Source organism: Pseudomonas sp. GW822-FHT05A08, assembly GCF_058800485.1.
Genome location: NZ_CM179511.1, coordinates 4,742,410 through 4,757,493 on the forward strand (window position 1 = coordinate 4,742,410; position 15,084 = coordinate 4,757,493).

Annotated in this window: 15 protein-coding genes; 9 read left to right on the top strand and 6 right to left on the bottom strand. The window is 66.0% G+C overall.

Going from position 1 to position 15,084, the window contains the following annotated elements; all coding sequences use genetic code 11:
* The first annotated feature begins 50 nt into the window (after positions 1-50).
* The 6 genes from queD to codA all read left to right on the top strand — a co-directional run bounded on the left by queD (position 51) and on the right by codA (position 5,561).
* Positions 51-407 (top strand): 6-carboxytetrahydropterin synthase QueD, encoded by a 357-nt coding sequence (gene queD, locus AC3RCP_RS21245; RefSeq protein ID WP_007930577.1) that lies wholly within the window; start codon positions 51-53, stop codon positions 405-407.
* Positions 408-640: 233 nt separating this feature from the next.
* Complete coding sequence (locus tag AC3RCP_RS21250) at positions 641-1,477, top strand: alpha/beta fold hydrolase (RefSeq protein ID WP_492570929.1); 837 nt, start codon at positions 641-643, stop codon at positions 1,475-1,477.
* Entirely contained in the window at positions 1,474-1,986 is a 513-nt protein-coding gene (locus AC3RCP_RS21255) for a nucleoside 2-deoxyribosyltransferase (protein WP_492570928.1), read from the top strand. Before AC3RCP_RS21250 ends, AC3RCP_RS21255 begins: the two co-directional genes overlap by 4 nt.
* A 119-nt stretch (positions 1,987-2,105) precedes the next feature.
* Positions 2,106-2,729, top strand: coding sequence for an NUDIX hydrolase (locus AC3RCP_RS21260; RefSeq protein WP_053261915.1), 624 nt, complete (start codon positions 2,106-2,108; stop codon positions 2,727-2,729).
* Positions 2,730-2,957: 228 nt separating this feature from the next.
* On the top strand, positions 2,958-4,229 hold the full coding sequence (codB, locus tag AC3RCP_RS21265; protein WP_492570927.1) for a cytosine permease: 1,272 nt from the start codon (positions 2,958-2,960) through the stop codon (positions 4,227-4,229).
* Between the two features lie 78 nt (positions 4,230-4,307).
* Positions 4,308-5,561: a cytosine deaminase gene (gene codA / locus AC3RCP_RS21270; RefSeq protein ID WP_007930597.1), complete on the top strand. Its 1,254-nt coding sequence runs from the start codon at positions 4,308-4,310 to the stop codon at positions 5,559-5,561.
* 123 nt (positions 5,562-5,684) lie between these two features.
* Here the strand turns inward: codA and AC3RCP_RS21275 are convergent, their stop codons facing one another.
* The 3 genes from AC3RCP_RS21275 to AC3RCP_RS21285 form a co-directional block, all read right to left on the bottom strand.
* The gene (locus AC3RCP_RS21275) at positions 5,685-6,665 is read right to left on the bottom strand and encodes a diaminopimelate epimerase (protein ID WP_492570926.1); all 981 of its coding nucleotides are present in this window, start codon (positions 6,663-6,665) and stop codon (positions 5,685-5,687) included.
* A gap of 76 nt (positions 6,666-6,741) precedes the next feature.
* A complete protein-coding gene (gene gudD, locus AC3RCP_RS21280) occupies positions 6,742-8,097 on the bottom strand; it encodes a glucarate dehydratase (RefSeq protein WP_492570925.1) in 1,356 nt (451 codons plus the stop codon).
* 23 nt (positions 8,098-8,120) lie between these two features.
* Entirely contained in the window at positions 8,121-9,473 is a 1,353-nt protein-coding gene (locus AC3RCP_RS21285; protein WP_062825267.1) for an MFS transporter, read from the bottom strand.
* Between the two features lie 354 nt (positions 9,474-9,827).
* Between AC3RCP_RS21285 and AC3RCP_RS21290 the strand changes: the two genes are divergently transcribed.
* Positions 9,828-10,544, top strand: a complete 717-nt coding sequence (locus AC3RCP_RS21290; protein ID WP_007930610.1) for a FadR/GntR family transcriptional regulator — start codon at positions 9,828-9,830, stop codon at positions 10,542-10,544.
* 34 nt (positions 10,545-10,578) lie between these two features.
* Here AC3RCP_RS21290 and AC3RCP_RS21295 read toward each other — a convergent pair whose 3' ends face one another.
* Positions 10,579-11,364, bottom strand: a complete 786-nt coding sequence (locus AC3RCP_RS21295; protein WP_101338533.1) for an AraC family transcriptional regulator — start codon at positions 11,362-11,364, stop codon at positions 10,579-10,581.
* Between the two features lie 92 nt (positions 11,365-11,456).
* On the opposite strand from AC3RCP_RS21295, the gene AC3RCP_RS21300 reads away from it, so the two are divergent.
* Positions 11,457-11,708, top strand: coding sequence for a DUF7709 family protein (locus AC3RCP_RS21300; protein ID WP_101338534.1), 252 nt, complete (start codon positions 11,457-11,459; stop codon positions 11,706-11,708).
* A 322-nt stretch (positions 11,709-12,030) separates the two neighbouring features.
* On the opposite strand, the gene AC3RCP_RS21305 is transcribed toward AC3RCP_RS21300, so the two are convergent.
* Positions 12,031-13,023 carry a cyclase family protein gene (locus AC3RCP_RS21305; protein ID WP_101338535.1) on the bottom strand — a complete coding sequence of 331 codons (993 nt, stop codon included), beginning with the start codon at positions 13,021-13,023 and terminating at the stop codon, positions 12,031-12,033.
* A 98-nt stretch (positions 13,024-13,121) separates the two neighbouring features.
* Between AC3RCP_RS21305 and AC3RCP_RS21310 the strand changes: the two genes are divergently transcribed.
* Positions 13,122-14,045 (top strand): LysR family transcriptional regulator, encoded by a 924-nt coding sequence (locus AC3RCP_RS21310; RefSeq protein WP_101338536.1) that lies wholly within the window; start codon positions 13,122-13,124, stop codon positions 14,043-14,045.
* On the opposite strand, the gene AC3RCP_RS21315 is transcribed toward AC3RCP_RS21310, so the two are convergent.
* Positions 14,033-14,938 carry a LysR family transcriptional regulator gene (locus AC3RCP_RS21315; protein ID WP_492570924.1) on the bottom strand — a complete coding sequence of 302 codons (906 nt, stop codon included), beginning with the start codon at positions 14,936-14,938 and terminating at the stop codon, positions 14,033-14,035. The two genes, AC3RCP_RS21310 and AC3RCP_RS21315, sit on opposite strands and share 13 nt — an antisense overlap.
* Positions 14,939-15,084 lie beyond the last annotated feature (146 nt).

A 15,084-nucleotide genomic window follows, 5' to 3' on the forward strand; every position in this document is an offset into this window, starting at 1 on the left:
TGCCTTACATCGCCCGCGGCGATAGCCACCTGACCGAGCTGACCGACACTGTGGAAATCTTCAAAGAATTTACCTTCGAATCCGCCCACCGCCTGCCCCACGTGCCTGCAGGCCACAAGTGCGGGCGCCTGCACGGCCACTCGTTCAAGGTGGCCATCCACCTGAGCGGCGACCTCGATCCGCACACCGGCTGGATTCGCGATTTCTCCGAGATCAAGGAGATCTTCAAGCCGCTCTACGAGCGCCTGGACCACAACTACCTGAACGACATCCCCGGCCTGGAAAACCCCACCAGCGAAGTGCTGGCCAAGTGGATCTGGAACGAGCTCAAACCCCTGCTGCCGGAGCTGAGTGCGATCCGCATTCACGAGACCTGCACCAGCGGCTGCATCTATCGCGGCGAATAAACCGTCGCCGCCTGAAAAAAACCACCGCCCGCGGTGGTTTTTTTATGCCTATGCTTGCCCGCTCGACCCTCGGGTCATAGCCACATCCGGCTTTACACCAACCCAGCCATGAGCGAAAACATCGCCTGTGCTCGCGCCGCGCTGACACCGAGACTCATCGCGCCGAGGAGCATGGGCTGCGCCGGGCCTGCATGAGCAAGGCGCCGGACCGATCACCCACAGAGGACCACAACATGAGTGACTGGCCGCTGGATCGAACCTACAGCTTCAACGGACAAAAGGTGCGCTACGCCATTCACGGCGATGGGCCGCCTCTGGTATTCGTGCACGGCACACCCTTTTCTTCCTACGTCTGGCACCGCATCGCCCCGCATTTCAGCACCAGCCACCGGGTGCACTATTTCGACCTGCTGGGCTACGGCCAGTCGGAACAGTCCGCCGGCCAGGATGTGTCCCTCGGCGTGCAGAACCAGCTGCTGGCCGAACTGCTGGAACACTGGGGCCTGGAGCGCCCGGACGTGGTGGCCCACGACTTCGGTGGCGCCACCGCCCTGCGCGCCCACCTGCTCAACGGCAAGGACTACCGCAGCCTGACCCTGCTCGACCCGGTGGCGCTGTCGCCCTGGGGCTCGCCGTTCGTGCAGCACGTGCGCCAGCATGAACAGGCCTTCAGCGGGGTGCCGGACTATATCCAGCGCGCCATAGTGCCGGCCTACATTCGTGGAGCGATCCAGCGCGAGATCCCCGACCGGGAACTGGCGCCCTACGTCCAGCCCTGGCTCGGCGCCAGCGGCCAGGCCGCGTTCTACCGGCAGATCGCGCAAATGGACGAGCGCTACACCGCGGAGGTGGCCGGGCTTTATCCGAGCATTCGCTGCCCGACCCAGATCCTCTGGGGCGAGGACGATCAGTGGATCCCCATCGAACGCGGGCGCCAGTTGCACCGGCTGATCCCCGGCTCACGGTTCCAGGCGGTGCCCAACGCCGGCCACCTGCTGCAGGAAGACGCACCGGAAGCCATCATCGCCGCGCTGCTGCGCTTTCTGCCCCAGGCCGGGAGCCAGGCATGAACCCACGTATCTACCTCGCCGGCTTCGACCTGTTTCGCCGCGATGCCATCGCCCGCGGCGAATACCTCAAGCACCTGTGCCACGCCCAGGGCCTGCAAGGCCTCTACCCCTTCGACCAGCAGGTGCCGGCCCAGCCGACGCCGGAGCAGACCGCGCAGCTGATCTGCCAGCAGAACATGCAGCTAATCCGCGGCTGCGACGCGGTGCTGGCCAACCTCAACGACTTTCGCGGCCTGGAGCCGGACTCCGGCACCGCCTTCGAGGTGGGCATGGCCATCGCCCTGGGCAAACCGGTGTGGGCCTGGTTCGAGGCGCCCGCGACCCTGCGCGAACAGGTGCCCCATGACGCCGACGGCCGCGACGCCGAAGGTTTCCTGGTGGAGGACTTCCACCTGCCGCGCAACCTGATGCTGGCCTGCACCTGGGCCGGCCACAGCGGCAGCGCCGAAGAAGCCCTGCCGCGCCTGGCCGCTTATCTCGCACGGCAACGGCCGCCCCCTCCCCTGTAGGCGCGAGCTTGCTCGCGATAAGTCTTCAAGGCCGATGCAATGCTCAAGGGCCTCATCGCGAGCAAGCTCGCGCCTACAGTGACGGATTCAGCCCCAGCGATTACCTGAGGACACGCACCATGGAAAACACCTGGCTCACCCACGCCAAACGCTTGCAGGCCCTGGCCTCCACCGGGCTGCATTTTTGCAAGGACCCGTTCGATCGCGAGCGTTACCAGGAAGTCGCCGACATCGCCCACAGCATGCTCGCGCAACTGGCCGACGTGCCCCTGGAACGCATCGCCGGCCTGGTGTCGGACTTCGCCAAACGCTACTCGACACCCCTGGTGGATGTGCGCGGCGCCTTGATCGAAGACCAGCGCATCCTCCTGGTCCGCGAACAGACCGACGGGCGCTGGGCCATGCCCGGCGGGTATGCCGACATCGGCTTGTCGGCCGCCGAAAACATCGTCAAGGAGATCCACGAAGAGGCCGGGCTCAGCGTCTCGGCCCGCGCCCTCTACAGCGTCCGGCACAAGGCCAAGGGCCCCTTCACCCCCGACACCCGGGACTTCTACAAGCTGTATTTTCTCTGCGAGCGCAGTGAGCGCAGCGCCCCGGTGGCCGGCTCGGAAGTCAGCGACGCCGGGTTCTTCGCCCTCGACGCCCTGCCCGAACTGTCCCGCGGCCGCACCGTGGAAAGCGATATCGAAGCCGCCTTTGCCTTCCACCGCGGCGAAACCCGCCTGACCCTGTTCGATTGATCGGGCGTCCGTGATCCAATTTGTCTCACCGGCGCACCGCTTTCGCGCCTGAGCCGGCCAATCGGCCGCGCCGGAAAGCAAAAATCCCCTGCTTGTCTATAAATCTCCTGCAGGTTGCACAGCGCCAGCCGAACGCCCCTGACCCTGGGGGCGTTGGCACGGCGACTGCAGCAGATGCCTGCGTCGCTTACGCACCAGGCCACGCCTGGGCCAATCAGGGGAAGGCACATGACGCAGAACGATCCAGGCAACGACTACCCGCTCAGCGAAGTGCCGATGCACGCGCGCAAGGGCCTGGCCTCCACGGCCATGGTGCTGCTGGGCTTCACCTTTTTCACCGCCACCATGTTCGCCGGCGGCAAGCTCGGCGTGGCCTTCAGCTTCGGCCAGATGCTCGGGGTGATCGTCCTCGGCAACCTGCTGCTGGGCCTGTATGCGGCGGGCCTGGGCTATATCGCCTTCAAGAGCGGCCTGAACTCGGTGTTGATGGGGCGCTTCTGTTTCGGCGAGGTGGGCAGCAAGCTCAGCGACCTGATCCTCGGGTTCACCCAGATCGGCTGGTACGCCTGGGGCACCGCCACCGCCGCGGTGGTGCTGGGCAAGTATTTCGAACTGGGCCAGGGCACCGTGCTGGGGCTGATGGTGCTGTTCGGTCTGGTGTTCTGCGTCACCGCCTACGTCGGTTATCGCGGGCTGGAAATCCTCTCCTGGATCGCGGTGCCGGCCATGGCCCTGCTGCTGTTGCTGTCGATGTGGGTGGCCACGGTCAAGGTCGGCGGCCTCGAGGGGTTGCTGGCCGTGGTGCCGAGCGCCAGCCTCGACCTGTCCACGGCCATCACCCTGGTGTTCGGCACCTTCGTCAGCGGCGCCACCCAGGCCACCAACTGGACGCGTTTTTCCCGCTCGGCCAGGGTCGCCGTGCTGGCCAGCCTGATCGGCTTTTTTATCGGCAACGGCCTGATGGTGCTGATCGGTGCCTACGGCGCCATCGTCTACCAGCAGCCGGACGTGGTCGAAGTGCTGCTGTTGCAGGGCTTCGCCATGGCCGCCATGGCCATGCTCCTGCTGAATATCTGGAGCACCCAGGACAACACCATCTACAACTTCGCCGTCGCCGGCTGCAACCTGCTGCGCACTGGCCGACGCAAGACTGTGACCCTGGCCGGGGCGGTGATCGGCACCCTGCTGGCGCTGCTGGGCATGTACGACATGCTGGTGCCCTACCTGATTCTGCTGGGCACGGTGATCCCGCCGATTGGCGGGGTGATCATGGCCGACTTCTTCTATCGCTACCGCGGCCAGTACCCGCGCCTGGCCGACAGCAAATTGCCGGCGTTCAACTGGGCCGGCCTGGGCGCCTATGCCATCGGCACCGTGGCGGCCTTCGGCTCGCCCTGGGTCGCTCCACTGGTAGGCATCGCAGCCGCCGCCCTGAGCTACATGCTGCTGAGCAGCCTGCTCGGCGCACGCGCCACCACCGCCGCGGACATCCAGGCATGAGCCCGGGCCACGCGACGTTGCGGCCGCCGGCCCGAGCGCCGTACCCTGACCGCCTGGATTGAAAAAGGAATCGCTCCGATGCTCATCATCAACGCCCGCCTGCGCAACCGCGAAGGCCTGCACGAACTGCACCTGGAGAACGGTCGCATCGCCAGCATCGCCCGGCAGACCGAAGCCCCGACCCTGGGCCCCGACGACCTCGACGCCGGCGGCAACCTGGTGGTGCCGCCCTTCGTCGAGCCGCACATTCACCTGGACGCCACCCTCACCGCGGGCGAGCCGCGCTGGAACATGAGCGGCACCCTGTTCGAAGGCATCGAATGCTGGGGCGAGCGCAAGGTCACCATCACCCAGGAAGACACCAAGGCCCGCGCCCGGAAAACCCTGCGCGCCCTCGCCGCCCACGGCATCCAGCACGTGCGTACCCATGTCGATGTCACCGACCCGGAGCTGACCGCGCTCAAGGCCATGCTCGAAGTGCGCGAGCAAAGCGCGCACCTGGTGGACATGCAGATCGTCGCCTTCCCTCAGGAAGGCATCGAAAGCTACCGCAACGGCCGCGAGTTGATGGAAGAGGCGATCCGCCTGGGCGCCGATGTGGTGGGCGGTATCCCGCACTTCGAGTACACCCGCGACCAGGGCGTCAGCTCGGTGAAGTTCCTCATGGACCTGGCCGAACGCACCGGCTGCCTGGTGGACGTGCATTGCGACGAGACCGACGACCCGCATTCGCGTTTTCTCGAAGTGCTGGCCGAGGAAGCTCGCAGCCGCGACATGGGTTCGCGGGTGACCGCCAGCCACACCACCGCCATGGGCTCCTACGACAACGCCTACTGCGCCAAGCTGTTCCGCCTGCTCGGCCACTCGGGCATCAGCTTCGTCTCCTGCCCCACCGAAAGCATCCACCTGCAGGGGCGCTTCGACAGCTTCCCGAAACGCCGCGGCGTGACCCGGGTCAACGAGCTGCTGGAAGCCGGGATGAACGTGTGTTTCGGCCAGGACTCGATCGTCGATCCCTGGTACCCCCTGGGTAACGGCAACATCCTGCGGGTGCTGGAAGCCGGCCTGCATATCTGCCACATGCTCGGCTACCGCAACCTGCAGAGCGCCCTCGACCTGGTCACCGACAACAGCGCCAAGGCCCTGGCCCTGGGCGAGCGCTACGGCCTGGAAGAAGGCCGGCCGGCCAACCTGCTGATCCTGTCGGCCGACAGCGACTACGAAATGATCCGCAGCCAGGGCTTGCCGCTGTACTCGATCCGCGACGGCAAGGTGCTGATGAAACGGCAGATGGCCCAGGTCGAGCTGCCGGGCGACGCAGGTTTTGTGTAACGACCGCTGACGTCATCGCCTCCTCTGTAGCCGCTGCCGCAGGCTGCGATCGACCGGCACGGTCGCAGCGATCTCAAGGACGTCGGAAGATCCTGCGGATCTTTACGCAGCCTGCGGCAGCGGCTACAGGGCGCGGGCGGTACCGAACAGACTGACCCGCACCAACTCCCCACCCCGCGCTTCCAGGCGCAGCGGCGCGGTGCCGCCGGGCATCACCACCGCGACTTCGCCGGCCTTGACCCAACCGACCCGCCACACCGCGCTGGCGCTGGTGCCGGAGGATGCCGTGGGGCCTTCGCCGCGTTCGAACACCCGTGCAGCGATGCGCTGCGGGCCCTCCAGCCACGCCCATTGCAGGTTCACCCCGGCCGGACAGGGTTCACCGCTGCCGGTGGGCAGGGCGTAGGCGATACGGGTCAGGGCCTCGGCCAGGGGCGCTTCGCTCATCTGCCGGTTGCCCGGCAAGGCGCTGGCGTCACTGACCAGGGTCACGCAATGGGGGTTGCCAATACGCACGAACTGGCTACGGCACCATTGCGGGTGCAACCGCGCCAGCCCGCGCACCCGGCTCAGCTCGACACAGCTCGAACCGTCATGCTCGACCCCGTGTTGCGCACCGACGGCGTGCGGGCCGAACGCCGGTTGCCCGAGGTCCAGCCAGAAGCCGGATACCCCGGCGACCTGTGCCGGCTCGACCAGGGTCGCCAGCGGCGACACCCCGTCCGGCTTGTCGTGATGCACCCGCAGCTGCGCAGGCCCCTGGGCCGGCAGCAGCCCTTGCTCGGTCAAGGCCTGGGAAAAGATGGTCAGGCCGTTGCCGCTGCGCTCGGCCAGGGTGCCGTCGGTGTTGACGATCAGCAGGTCGAACGGCGGCGCGTCCTGGAACGGCCCGACCAGCAAACCGTCGCTGCGATGGGCCTTGGCCCCTTCCGGCCGGGTGCCGGAGGGCCAACTGCACAGGGCTTCGATGGCCTGCTCGCTCCAATTGGCCCGGGCCAGCGCCGCCTCGGCCGCGCTGGCCGGCAAGGCGATCCCCAACCGGCGTACCGCCTCGGGCGCCACCACGCCGTAAAGATTGCCGCGGGCATCGTAGAAAGCAGTCATTGCAGGGCTCCAAAAGCAGACGGGCCGCTGACATTACTGTGAATGCAGCGGCCCGGCCAAGCTTCTCCTGCCTGGCTCAGCGCACCAGGCACGGCTGCTTGTTGTCGAAGCGCCAGCCCGGGATCAGGAACTGCATGGCCACGCTGTCGTCCCGCGCCCCCAGGCCCCGGCTGTTGTACAGCTCATGGGCGCGGGCCAGCGCGTCCAGGTCCAGTTCGACGCCCAGCCCCGGCGTCTGCGGCACCGCCACGCAGCCCTCGACGATCTGCAGCGGATTGCGGGTCAGGTGCTGGCCGTCCTGCCAGATCCAGTGGGTGTCGATGGCGGTGATCTCGCCCGGCGCCGCGGCCGCCACATGGGTGAACATGGCCAGGGAAATGTCGAAGTGGTTGTTGGAATGCGAGCCCCAGGTCAGGCCCCATTCATGGCACATCTGCGCCACCCGCACCGAACCCTGCATCGTCCAGAAATGCGGATCGGCCAGGGGAATGTCCACCGCTTGCAACTGGATCGCGTGGCCCATTTCCCGCCAGTCGGTGGCGATCATGTTGGTCGCGGTGGGCAGCCCGGTGGCGCGGCGGAATTCGGCCATCACCTCGCGCCCGGAATAACCGTTTTCCGCGCCGCAGGGGTCTTCGGCATAGGCCAGCACCCGGTGTTGATCGCGACACAGGGCGATTGCCTGTTTCAGCGACCAGGCACCGTTGGGGTCGAGGGTGATGCGCGCCTTGGGAAAGCATTCGGCCAGGGCGGTGACGGCCTCCATTTCCTCTTCGCCGCGCAGCACGCCGCCCTTGAGCTTGAAGTCGTTGAAGCCATACCGCGCCTTGGCCGCCTCGGCCAGGCGCACGATGCTCTCGGCGTTCAGGGCCGGTTCATGGCGCAGGCGCAGCCAGGCATCGTCGGCCTCGGCTTCGTTGCGGTAGGCCAGGTCGGTCTGGTGCCGGTCGCCGATGTAGAACAGGTAGCCGAGCATCTTCACCGATTCGCGTTGCTGGCCTTCGCCGAGCAGCGCCGCCACCGGCACCCCGAGGAACTGGCCGAGCAGGTCGAGCAGCGCCGCTTCCAGCGCGGTCACCGCATGGATGGCGATGCGCAGGTCGAAAGTCTGCTGGCCCCGCCCGCCGGCATCGCGCTCGGCAAAACGATGGCGCACCTGGTTGAGCAGCTTCTGGTAATGGCCGATGGGCTGGCCGACCAGCAGTTCGCGGGCCTCCTCGAGGGTGGCGCGAATCCGCTCGCCCCCCGGCACTTCACCGACCCCGGTGTTACCGGCGCTGTCGGTAAGGATCACGATATTGCGGGTGAAAAACGGGCCGTGGGCGCCGCTGAGGTTGAGCAGCATGCTGTCATGCCCGGCCACCGGCACCACTTGCAGTCGGGTGATGAGTGGTGTCTGGCCAGGGTGATGATGGGTGGATTCAAAAGTCATGGGTCGGTTCCTGTCGGCAAAAGTCAGTGGGTTTTGTCCAGCAGCGGGCGGGCATCGTCCAAGGGCGTCGGCATGACATGGGCCTTGGGCCGGGTGCGGGCGAAAAACACGATGATCGCGGCGATGATCGAGGTCGCCGCCAGGCCGTACAGGCCACCCTGGATCGACCCGGTGCGCTGCTCCAGCAGGCCGAAGGTGGCCGGGGCGACGAAGCCGCCGAGGTTGCCGATGGAGTTGATCAGGGCGATCACCGCGGCGGCGATGCGCGCATCCAGGTAGGCCTGGGGAATCGGCCAGAACAGCGCGGATGCCGACTTGAAGCCGATAGCGGCGAAGCACACGGCGACGAAGGCGAACACCGGCCCGCCGGTGGTGGACAGGAACATCCCCGCAGCCGCCACCAGCAAGGCGCTGGCGACCCAGGCCTGCTGGAACTTCCATTTGCCGGACGCCGCGGCGAAGGCATACATGGCGATGATCGAGATCAGCCAGGGAATGGAATTGAAGAAGCCCACCTGCAGGTCGCTGAGGTCGCCCATCTTCTTGATGATGCTCGGCAGCCAGAAGGTCGCGGCGTAGATGGTCAGCTGGATGCAGAAGTAGATCAGGCAGAACAGCAGGATCTGCCGGTCCTTGAGCAGGGTCCAGAGCGACGGCTTGACCGGCATCGCCGCTTCGCGCTCGCGCTGTTCGCTGTCGATCGCCCGCACCAGCGCCTCCTGCTCGGCGGGGCTCAGCCACTTGGCGTCGCGGGGCGTGGAGTCGAGCCAGAACCAGACAAAACCGCAGAGCAGCACCGAGGCCATGCCCTCGACGATGAACATCCACTGCCAGCCGTGCCAGCCCAGGCCCTCGATCTGCAACAGCGCTCCGGACAATGGGCCGGAGACCAGTGAAGCCACGGCCGAACCGCTTAGGAAAATGGCGATCGCCTTGCCCCGCTCCACGCCGGGCAGCCAGCGGGTGAAGTAGTAGATCACCCCGGGGAAGAACCCGGCCTCGGCCACCCCCAGCAGGAAGCGCAGCACATAGAACTGGGTTTCGTTCTGCACGAAGGCCATGGCCGTGGCCACCAACCCCCAAGTGAACATGATGCGGGTCAGCCAGATCCGCGCGCCGACCCGCTGCAACAGCATGTTGGACGGCACTTCGAACAACGCGTAACCGATGAAGAACAGCCCGGCGCCAAAACCGTAGGCCGCGGCACCGATGCCCAGGTCATGTTCCAGGTGGGTGCGGACGAAGCCGATGTTGACCCGGTCGATGTAGTTGACGATGAACATGATGACGAACAGCGGCAGCACATGGCGCTTGACCTTCGCCACGGCGATGGCCAGCAGGGAATCGTCGCCGGCCGGATTGAGGGTGGTATTCACGATGCCTCTCCCACTTGTTTGTTGTTGTGTGCGGGTGACTGGGCGAGCGCCTCAGTTAACAGTCATCATACAAGTAGAAAAATAGCGTCACAAGCGCAGACTCGTCGCAGAAGTCAGTACGCGAGGCTCTACTGATCGAAGAGAATGTTGAAAAATAAACTTAACTGATTGATTTAATTCATATAAATAAAAAACACAGGCACTGAAATATTTTTCAGGCTGCACTCGCGCTAAGAACCTGCACTGAACCCTGAAGTGACTTATCCGACAACTTGTCATACATGTCAGACAAGTTGAGCCCTGCTCGGCCACTTCGGTGATAAGCTTTTTGCTTCCTCCCCGCGCGACCTTGCCATGAGCACCGAATCCGATATCGCCCCGGGCCGCCGTCGCCCTTCCACCAACCTGGCCCATGACCTGGTCAGCGACCTGACCCAACAGATCATGCGCGGCCTGCTCAAGCCCGGTGACAAGCTGCCGTCGGAAAGCACCATCGTCCGCGCCCATGGCGTCAGCCGCACCGTGGTGCGCGAAGCCATCTCCAAACTGCAGGCCGCCGGCTGGGTGGAAACCCACCATGGCGTCGGCAGTTTTGTCCTGGAGCGCCAGGACACCCACGGCCTGCGCTTGAACGTCGATACCGCCCTGAGCGTGCGCGACATCCTCGAATTGCGCCTGGGCCTGGAAACCCAGGCGGTGGCTCTCGCCGCCCGCCGGCGCAGCGCCGAGCAACTGGCGCAGATGCGCCAGGCGCTGGACGACTACCAGCAACTGCTGGCCAACAACGACAGTTGCGTGGAGGCCGACCAGCGTTTCCACCTGCTGATCGCCGAAGCCACCGGCAACCCCTATTTCGTGCAGATCCTGCAATCGCTGGGCAACGCCCTGATCCCCCGGACCCGGGTGCGCGACGCCGAGCGCGGCGATGTCGACCTGGCGCAACTGGCGACCCTGGCCAACCAGGAACACGAAACCCTCTACGCCGCCATCCGCCGCCAGGACCCGGATGCGGCGCGGGCGGCGATGTGGACCCACCTGAGCAACAGCCGGGAGCGGTTTTCCGCGGGGTGAGGGCATGCGCCCGCTTGTACCGGGGTAGCGACGCTCAGCCTGTTCCGTGCCGGGCGAAATAGCGCCCCGGCGTCACCCCGAACTGACGGCGGAACATGGCGATAAAGGCGCTGACATTGTCGTAGCCCAGGTCCAGCGCCACCCGGGTCACTGCATCGCCCGCCGCCAGGCGCTCCAGGGCCCGCAGCAATCGCGCGCGCTGCCGCCACTGGCTGAAGGCAAAACCGGTCTCGGCGACAAAACGCCGGGCCAGGGTTCGTGGCGAGATCCCCGCCCATTGCGCCCAGGCCTCCAGGCCGCGGCTGTCCGCCAGGTCGTCGGCCAGCACCTGGCAGATCCGCCGCAACCGCGGGTCCACAGGCAATGGCAGGCCAAAGGGTTCCACCGGCAGGCTGCCCAGTTCATCGAGGATCACCCGGGCGATGCGCAATTGCGGCTCATCCAGCGCGCCTTGTGGCCAGCTCGCCGCACGCATCACCGCCTCCCGCAACAGCCCGGAGGTGGCAATGATCCGTGGTTGCGCCGGCAGTTCGTGGCAGGTCTCGGGCTCGACATAGATGCTCCAGCCGTCGAACGGGCCATGGGAACGCAGGGCGTGTTCGCAGCGGGGCGGCACCCACACCGCATGGGTCGCCGGCACCACCCACTGGCTGTCGGCCGCCGTCACCGACAGCAGGCCGCGCCGGGCGCCGAGCAATTGGCCGCGGGCATGACTGTGGGCGGCGGTCTGCCGTTCGATCGGGCTGTGTTGCCACGTCGCAACCAGCAGAGGGCCGTCCTCGGCTTGAGCGAGTAAGGGGGAAACCAAAGGTTGGGACATTGGCTGTTTTACGTTATTCAATGGCAAGAACCAGGCAGTTTAGCCAATCCCCAGGCCGCAGACTGAGCGCTCATTCACACGAGGATCGATCCATGCGCGCCGAAGACCTGTTACCCGATCAACTCAACCATGGCGACTTCAACGGCACCCGGGTACGCAAGGGTACGGTGGGGGCCTTTCTGATCAATGCCCGGCTGTGGAGCGACCCGGGCACCTCGGCGCAGCAGCGGCGCATAGCCGAGGAGGATCTGCGGGCAGCCCTGCCGGCACTCAGGGTCCTGGGGCTGTTCGAGCTGATGCAAGTGCGCGACCCGGCCCTGCGGGCGTTATGCGAGCAAGACTAACGCCGACAGCCCCTGTAGCCGCTGCCGAGCCCGCGAGGCTGCGATAGACCCGCAGGGTCTCCAGCACCCACAAAATCCCCGCGAGCGTGCCGCTCGATCGCAGCCTGCGGCAGCGGCTACATAAACATCGGGCCTGAGCGGAATATCGAGGGTGCCCCCTCCTGTAGCCGCTGCCGAGCCCGCGAGGCTGCGATAGACCCGCAGGGTCTCCAGCGTCCGCAAGATCCCCGCGAGCGTGCCGCTCGATCGCAGCCTGCGGCAGCGGCTACATAAACATCGGGGCTGAGCGAGCGGCAGCGGTTACAGGTCGCACGACTGGCGGCTAGCGAATCGGCAAGGCAATCGGCCGAATCGGCGCGGCATCGGCACCGCGCAACTTCAACGACGCGCCGATAAAGGCGAACTGGTACACCCGGTCCCGCGACAGGCCTTCGAGGTTGACCAGCTCCAGGATCGGCGCACCCTGCATCGCCAGCAGGTAGGTATGCAACGGCAAGTAATTGCCTTCCACCTCCGACGGGAAGGTCTCGAAACTCAGGTTGTCGGCGCCCACCACCATCGCGCCGCCCTCCTCCACCAGGAACTTCGCCGCGTCCAGGCTCATGCCCGGCGGGTTGGCCATATAGGCCTGGGCCTTTTCATAGTCGCGCATGCGCCCGGTGCGGATCAGCACCACGTCGCCCTTTTCCAGGCTGACCTTCTGCGCCTTCAGCGCCTGTTGCAGGTCGGCGCGGGTCACCCGGTAATTGTCCGCCAGCATGTCCACGCCCTTGGCCGCGGCAACGTCGATCAGCACCCCGCGGGCAACGATCGGCGGCAGTTTTTCCGCGCCGGTGACATTCCAGCCACGGTCGCCCAGGTGCTGGTCGGCGCGAAAGCCGTTCCAGATCTTGCCGTCGAGGCCGAAGTGGTTGAGCGCATCGATATGGGTGCCCATGTGGGCATACATCGACACCGCCGAGCCGGTATAGCTGACATGCCGGTTCATCGGCTCGCCGACCTGCATCGGGTCGGCGATCACATTGCCGTGCGGGGTGTGGGTCATCCACATTTGGTACGGCGGATCGCCCGCCGCCTGCCAGCTGGGCATGCCGACGAAATACTCGACCGCCAGGTCGTAGGCCTGGCTGCCGCTGACCCGAGCCATGATCGCCGCCCGCGACTGCTCGGTGATCAGGTTCAGGCGGCCGATCTCATCCTTCGGCCCCCAGGGGCTGACGCCGACTTCGGCCTGGGGCGCGGCGCCGCACAGCGCACTGAACAGCGACAAGGCGGCCAGGCCGGGGATGACAGACAACAAACGGGAAACAGCCATGACGACACTCCTGTGAAATGAAGTGCCCATGGTATGGATTAACAATTCGGCGATAATCAGCCGTTTCGTTAAGACATATTCAACCCAGGAGAAACAATATGGATGTGCTGGCAGCCATGCGCACCTTTCGCCGCGTGGTGGAGCGCGCCAGCTTCAGCCTCGCGGCCAACGACCTGGGGCAATCCACCGCCGCGGTCAGCAAGCAGGTGCGCCAGCTGGAGGAACACCTGGGCAGCCTGTTGCTGCTGCGTACCACGCGCCGCATGAGCCTGTCGGACGCCGGCCAGGCCTACTTCAGCGAGTGCTGCCACCTGCTCGACGAACTGACGGCCCTGGAATGCGCGACCCGCGCCGGCACCCGCGAGCCCGGCGGCCGCTTGCGGGTCAACGCGCCGCTGTCGTTCGGCCTCAAGGTGCTGTCGCCGATCCTGGCCGACTTCATGCGGCGCTACCCGCAATTTCACATCGACCTGACCCTCGACGACCGCCTGCTGGATGTGGTGAGCGAAGGCTTCGACGTGTCGCTGCGGATACGCCGACAGTTGAGCGACTCGTCGCTGATCGCCCGGCGCCTGGGGGAAATCGAACAGGTGATCTGCGCCGCCCCGGCCTACCTGCAGGCCAAGGGCAGCCCACAGACGGTCGATGATCTGCGCGAGCACAGCTGCCTGGCCTATCGCCTGGCCGAACACCCCGGCCACTGGCAGCTGGAAGGCCCGCAAGGCAGCAGCCGCCTGGAACTGCCGGTGCGTTTTGCCGTGGACAACAGCCTGATGCTCAGCGACATGCTCCAGGCCGGGCTGGGCATTGGCGCCCTGCCCTCGTTCATCGCCCAGCCGCTGCTCGACAGCGGCCAGTTGCAGCGGGTCCTACCCTGCTATTCCATGCCACGCCGGACCATCTACGCGGTGTATGCCAGCAATCGCCATGTGTCGCAGAAGATCCGCTTCTTCGTCGACTTCCTGGCCCAGGCCCTCGGCCCGCTCCAGGAAGCCGATCAGGCAATGCCTCAGGCGGACTGAGCCTGGGCCACCAGCCAATCGATCAGCCAGGACGCCGCCGGCCCCGGTGGCGTGTCGAGGCGGTAGATGGCGTCGAAGCCATAAGGCAGGCCCTGGCCGCCCGGCAGATCGAGTTGCACCAGGCGCCCACCGGCCAGGTCCTCCTCGACCATCGGCGCCGGCATGTTGCCCCAGCCGATGCCTTCCCTGAGCAGCATATGCTTGGAGCCCAGGTCCGCCAGGCGCCAGCTGTGGGTGCCAACCACGCCGAAATCCTGATTGCGCGTCAGCTCGGAACGGTCTGACAGCACCAGCTGCACATGCTCGCGACCAGCCCCCGGCAGGTTGACCGATGCTTGCGCCAGCGGGTGTTCCGGGGCGGCGACCGGGATCAACCGGACGAACCCCACCTGCACCCGCTCGATACCGGGAATATTGCGGTTCACCATGCCGCTGACACCCACCGCGGCGCGCCCCGCCAGCACCATCTCGGCCACCGCGCCCAGGGCCTCCATGTGCAGGTGCAGCTGCACCGTGGGGAACTCGCGGCGGAAGTTTTTCAGCGCATCGACGATGCGCGCCGCCGGGAACATCACGTCGATCACCAGGTGAACCTCTGCTTCCAGGCCTTGCAGCAGCCCCTTGACCTTGGCCCGCAGGCCGTCGATGCCGTTATAGATACTCCGCGCCTCGGCCAGCACCGTGCGCCCGGCCTCGGTGAGCTGGGGTTTGCGGGTGGTCTTGCGGTCGAACAGGCTGACCCCCAGTTGCAGCTCCAGGTTGGCCATGGAATAGCTGATCACCGAGGTGGCGCGATGCAGCTTGCGCGCCGCGCCGGCAAAGCTGCCGACCTCGACGATGGTGAGGAAGATGCGCAATTGATCGAGGGTGGGCGTACCGGGGTTGCTGGACATGGGGTTGTTCTCGCAAAGGCTACGTTCTAAAAAATCGAACCTGACACTCGAAATTATTCGGCTATTACGTTCATAACGCCAGTGGCAAACTTCTCTCCATCGCGGCGCACCAAGGTGGTGAGGCCGAACCCACTGAGAGAATCCAG

Excerpts from the sequence above, each read along its gene's own strand:
- AC3RCP_RS21250 (WP_492570929.1), top strand. The coding sequence starts at position 641 with ATGAGTGACTGGCCGCTGGATCGAACCTACAGCTTCAACGGACAAAAG.
- AC3RCP_RS21255 (WP_492570928.1), top strand. The coding sequence starts at position 1,474 with ATGAACCCACGTATCTACCTCGCCGGCTTCGACCTGTTTCGCCGCGAT.
- AC3RCP_RS21260 (WP_053261915.1), top strand. The coding sequence starts at position 2,106 with ATGGAAAACACCTGGCTCACCCACGCCAAACGCTTGCAGGCCCTGGCC.
- codB (WP_492570927.1), top strand. The coding sequence starts at position 2,958 with ATGACGCAGAACGATCCAGGCAACGACTACCCGCTCAGCGAAGTGCCG.
- codA (WP_007930597.1), top strand. The coding sequence starts at position 4,308 with ATGCTCATCATCAACGCCCGCCTGCGCAACCGCGAAGGCCTGCACGAA.
- AC3RCP_RS21275 (WP_492570926.1), bottom strand. The coding sequence starts at position 6,665 with ATGACTGCTTTCTACGATGCCCGCGGCAATCTTTACGGCGTGGTGGCG.
- gudD (WP_492570925.1), bottom strand. The coding sequence starts at position 8,097 with ATGACTTTTGAATCCACCCATCATCACCCTGGCCAGACACCACTCATC.
- AC3RCP_RS21290 (WP_007930610.1), top strand. The coding sequence starts at position 9,828 with ATGAGCACCGAATCCGATATCGCCCCGGGCCGCCGTCGCCCTTCCACC.
- AC3RCP_RS21295 (WP_101338533.1), bottom strand. The coding sequence starts at position 11,364 with ATGTCCCAACCTTTGGTTTCCCCCTTACTCGCTCAAGCCGAGGACGGC.
- AC3RCP_RS21300 (WP_101338534.1), top strand. The coding sequence starts at position 11,457 with ATGCGCGCCGAAGACCTGTTACCCGATCAACTCAACCATGGCGACTTC.
- AC3RCP_RS21305 (WP_101338535.1), bottom strand. The coding sequence starts at position 13,023 with ATGGCTGTTTCCCGTTTGTTGTCTGTCATCCCCGGCCTGGCCGCCTTG.
- AC3RCP_RS21310 (WP_101338536.1), top strand. The coding sequence starts at position 13,122 with ATGGATGTGCTGGCAGCCATGCGCACCTTTCGCCGCGTGGTGGAGCGC.
- AC3RCP_RS21315 (WP_492570924.1), bottom strand. The coding sequence starts at position 14,938 with ATGTCCAGCAACCCCGGTACGCCCACCCTCGATCAATTGCGCATCTTC.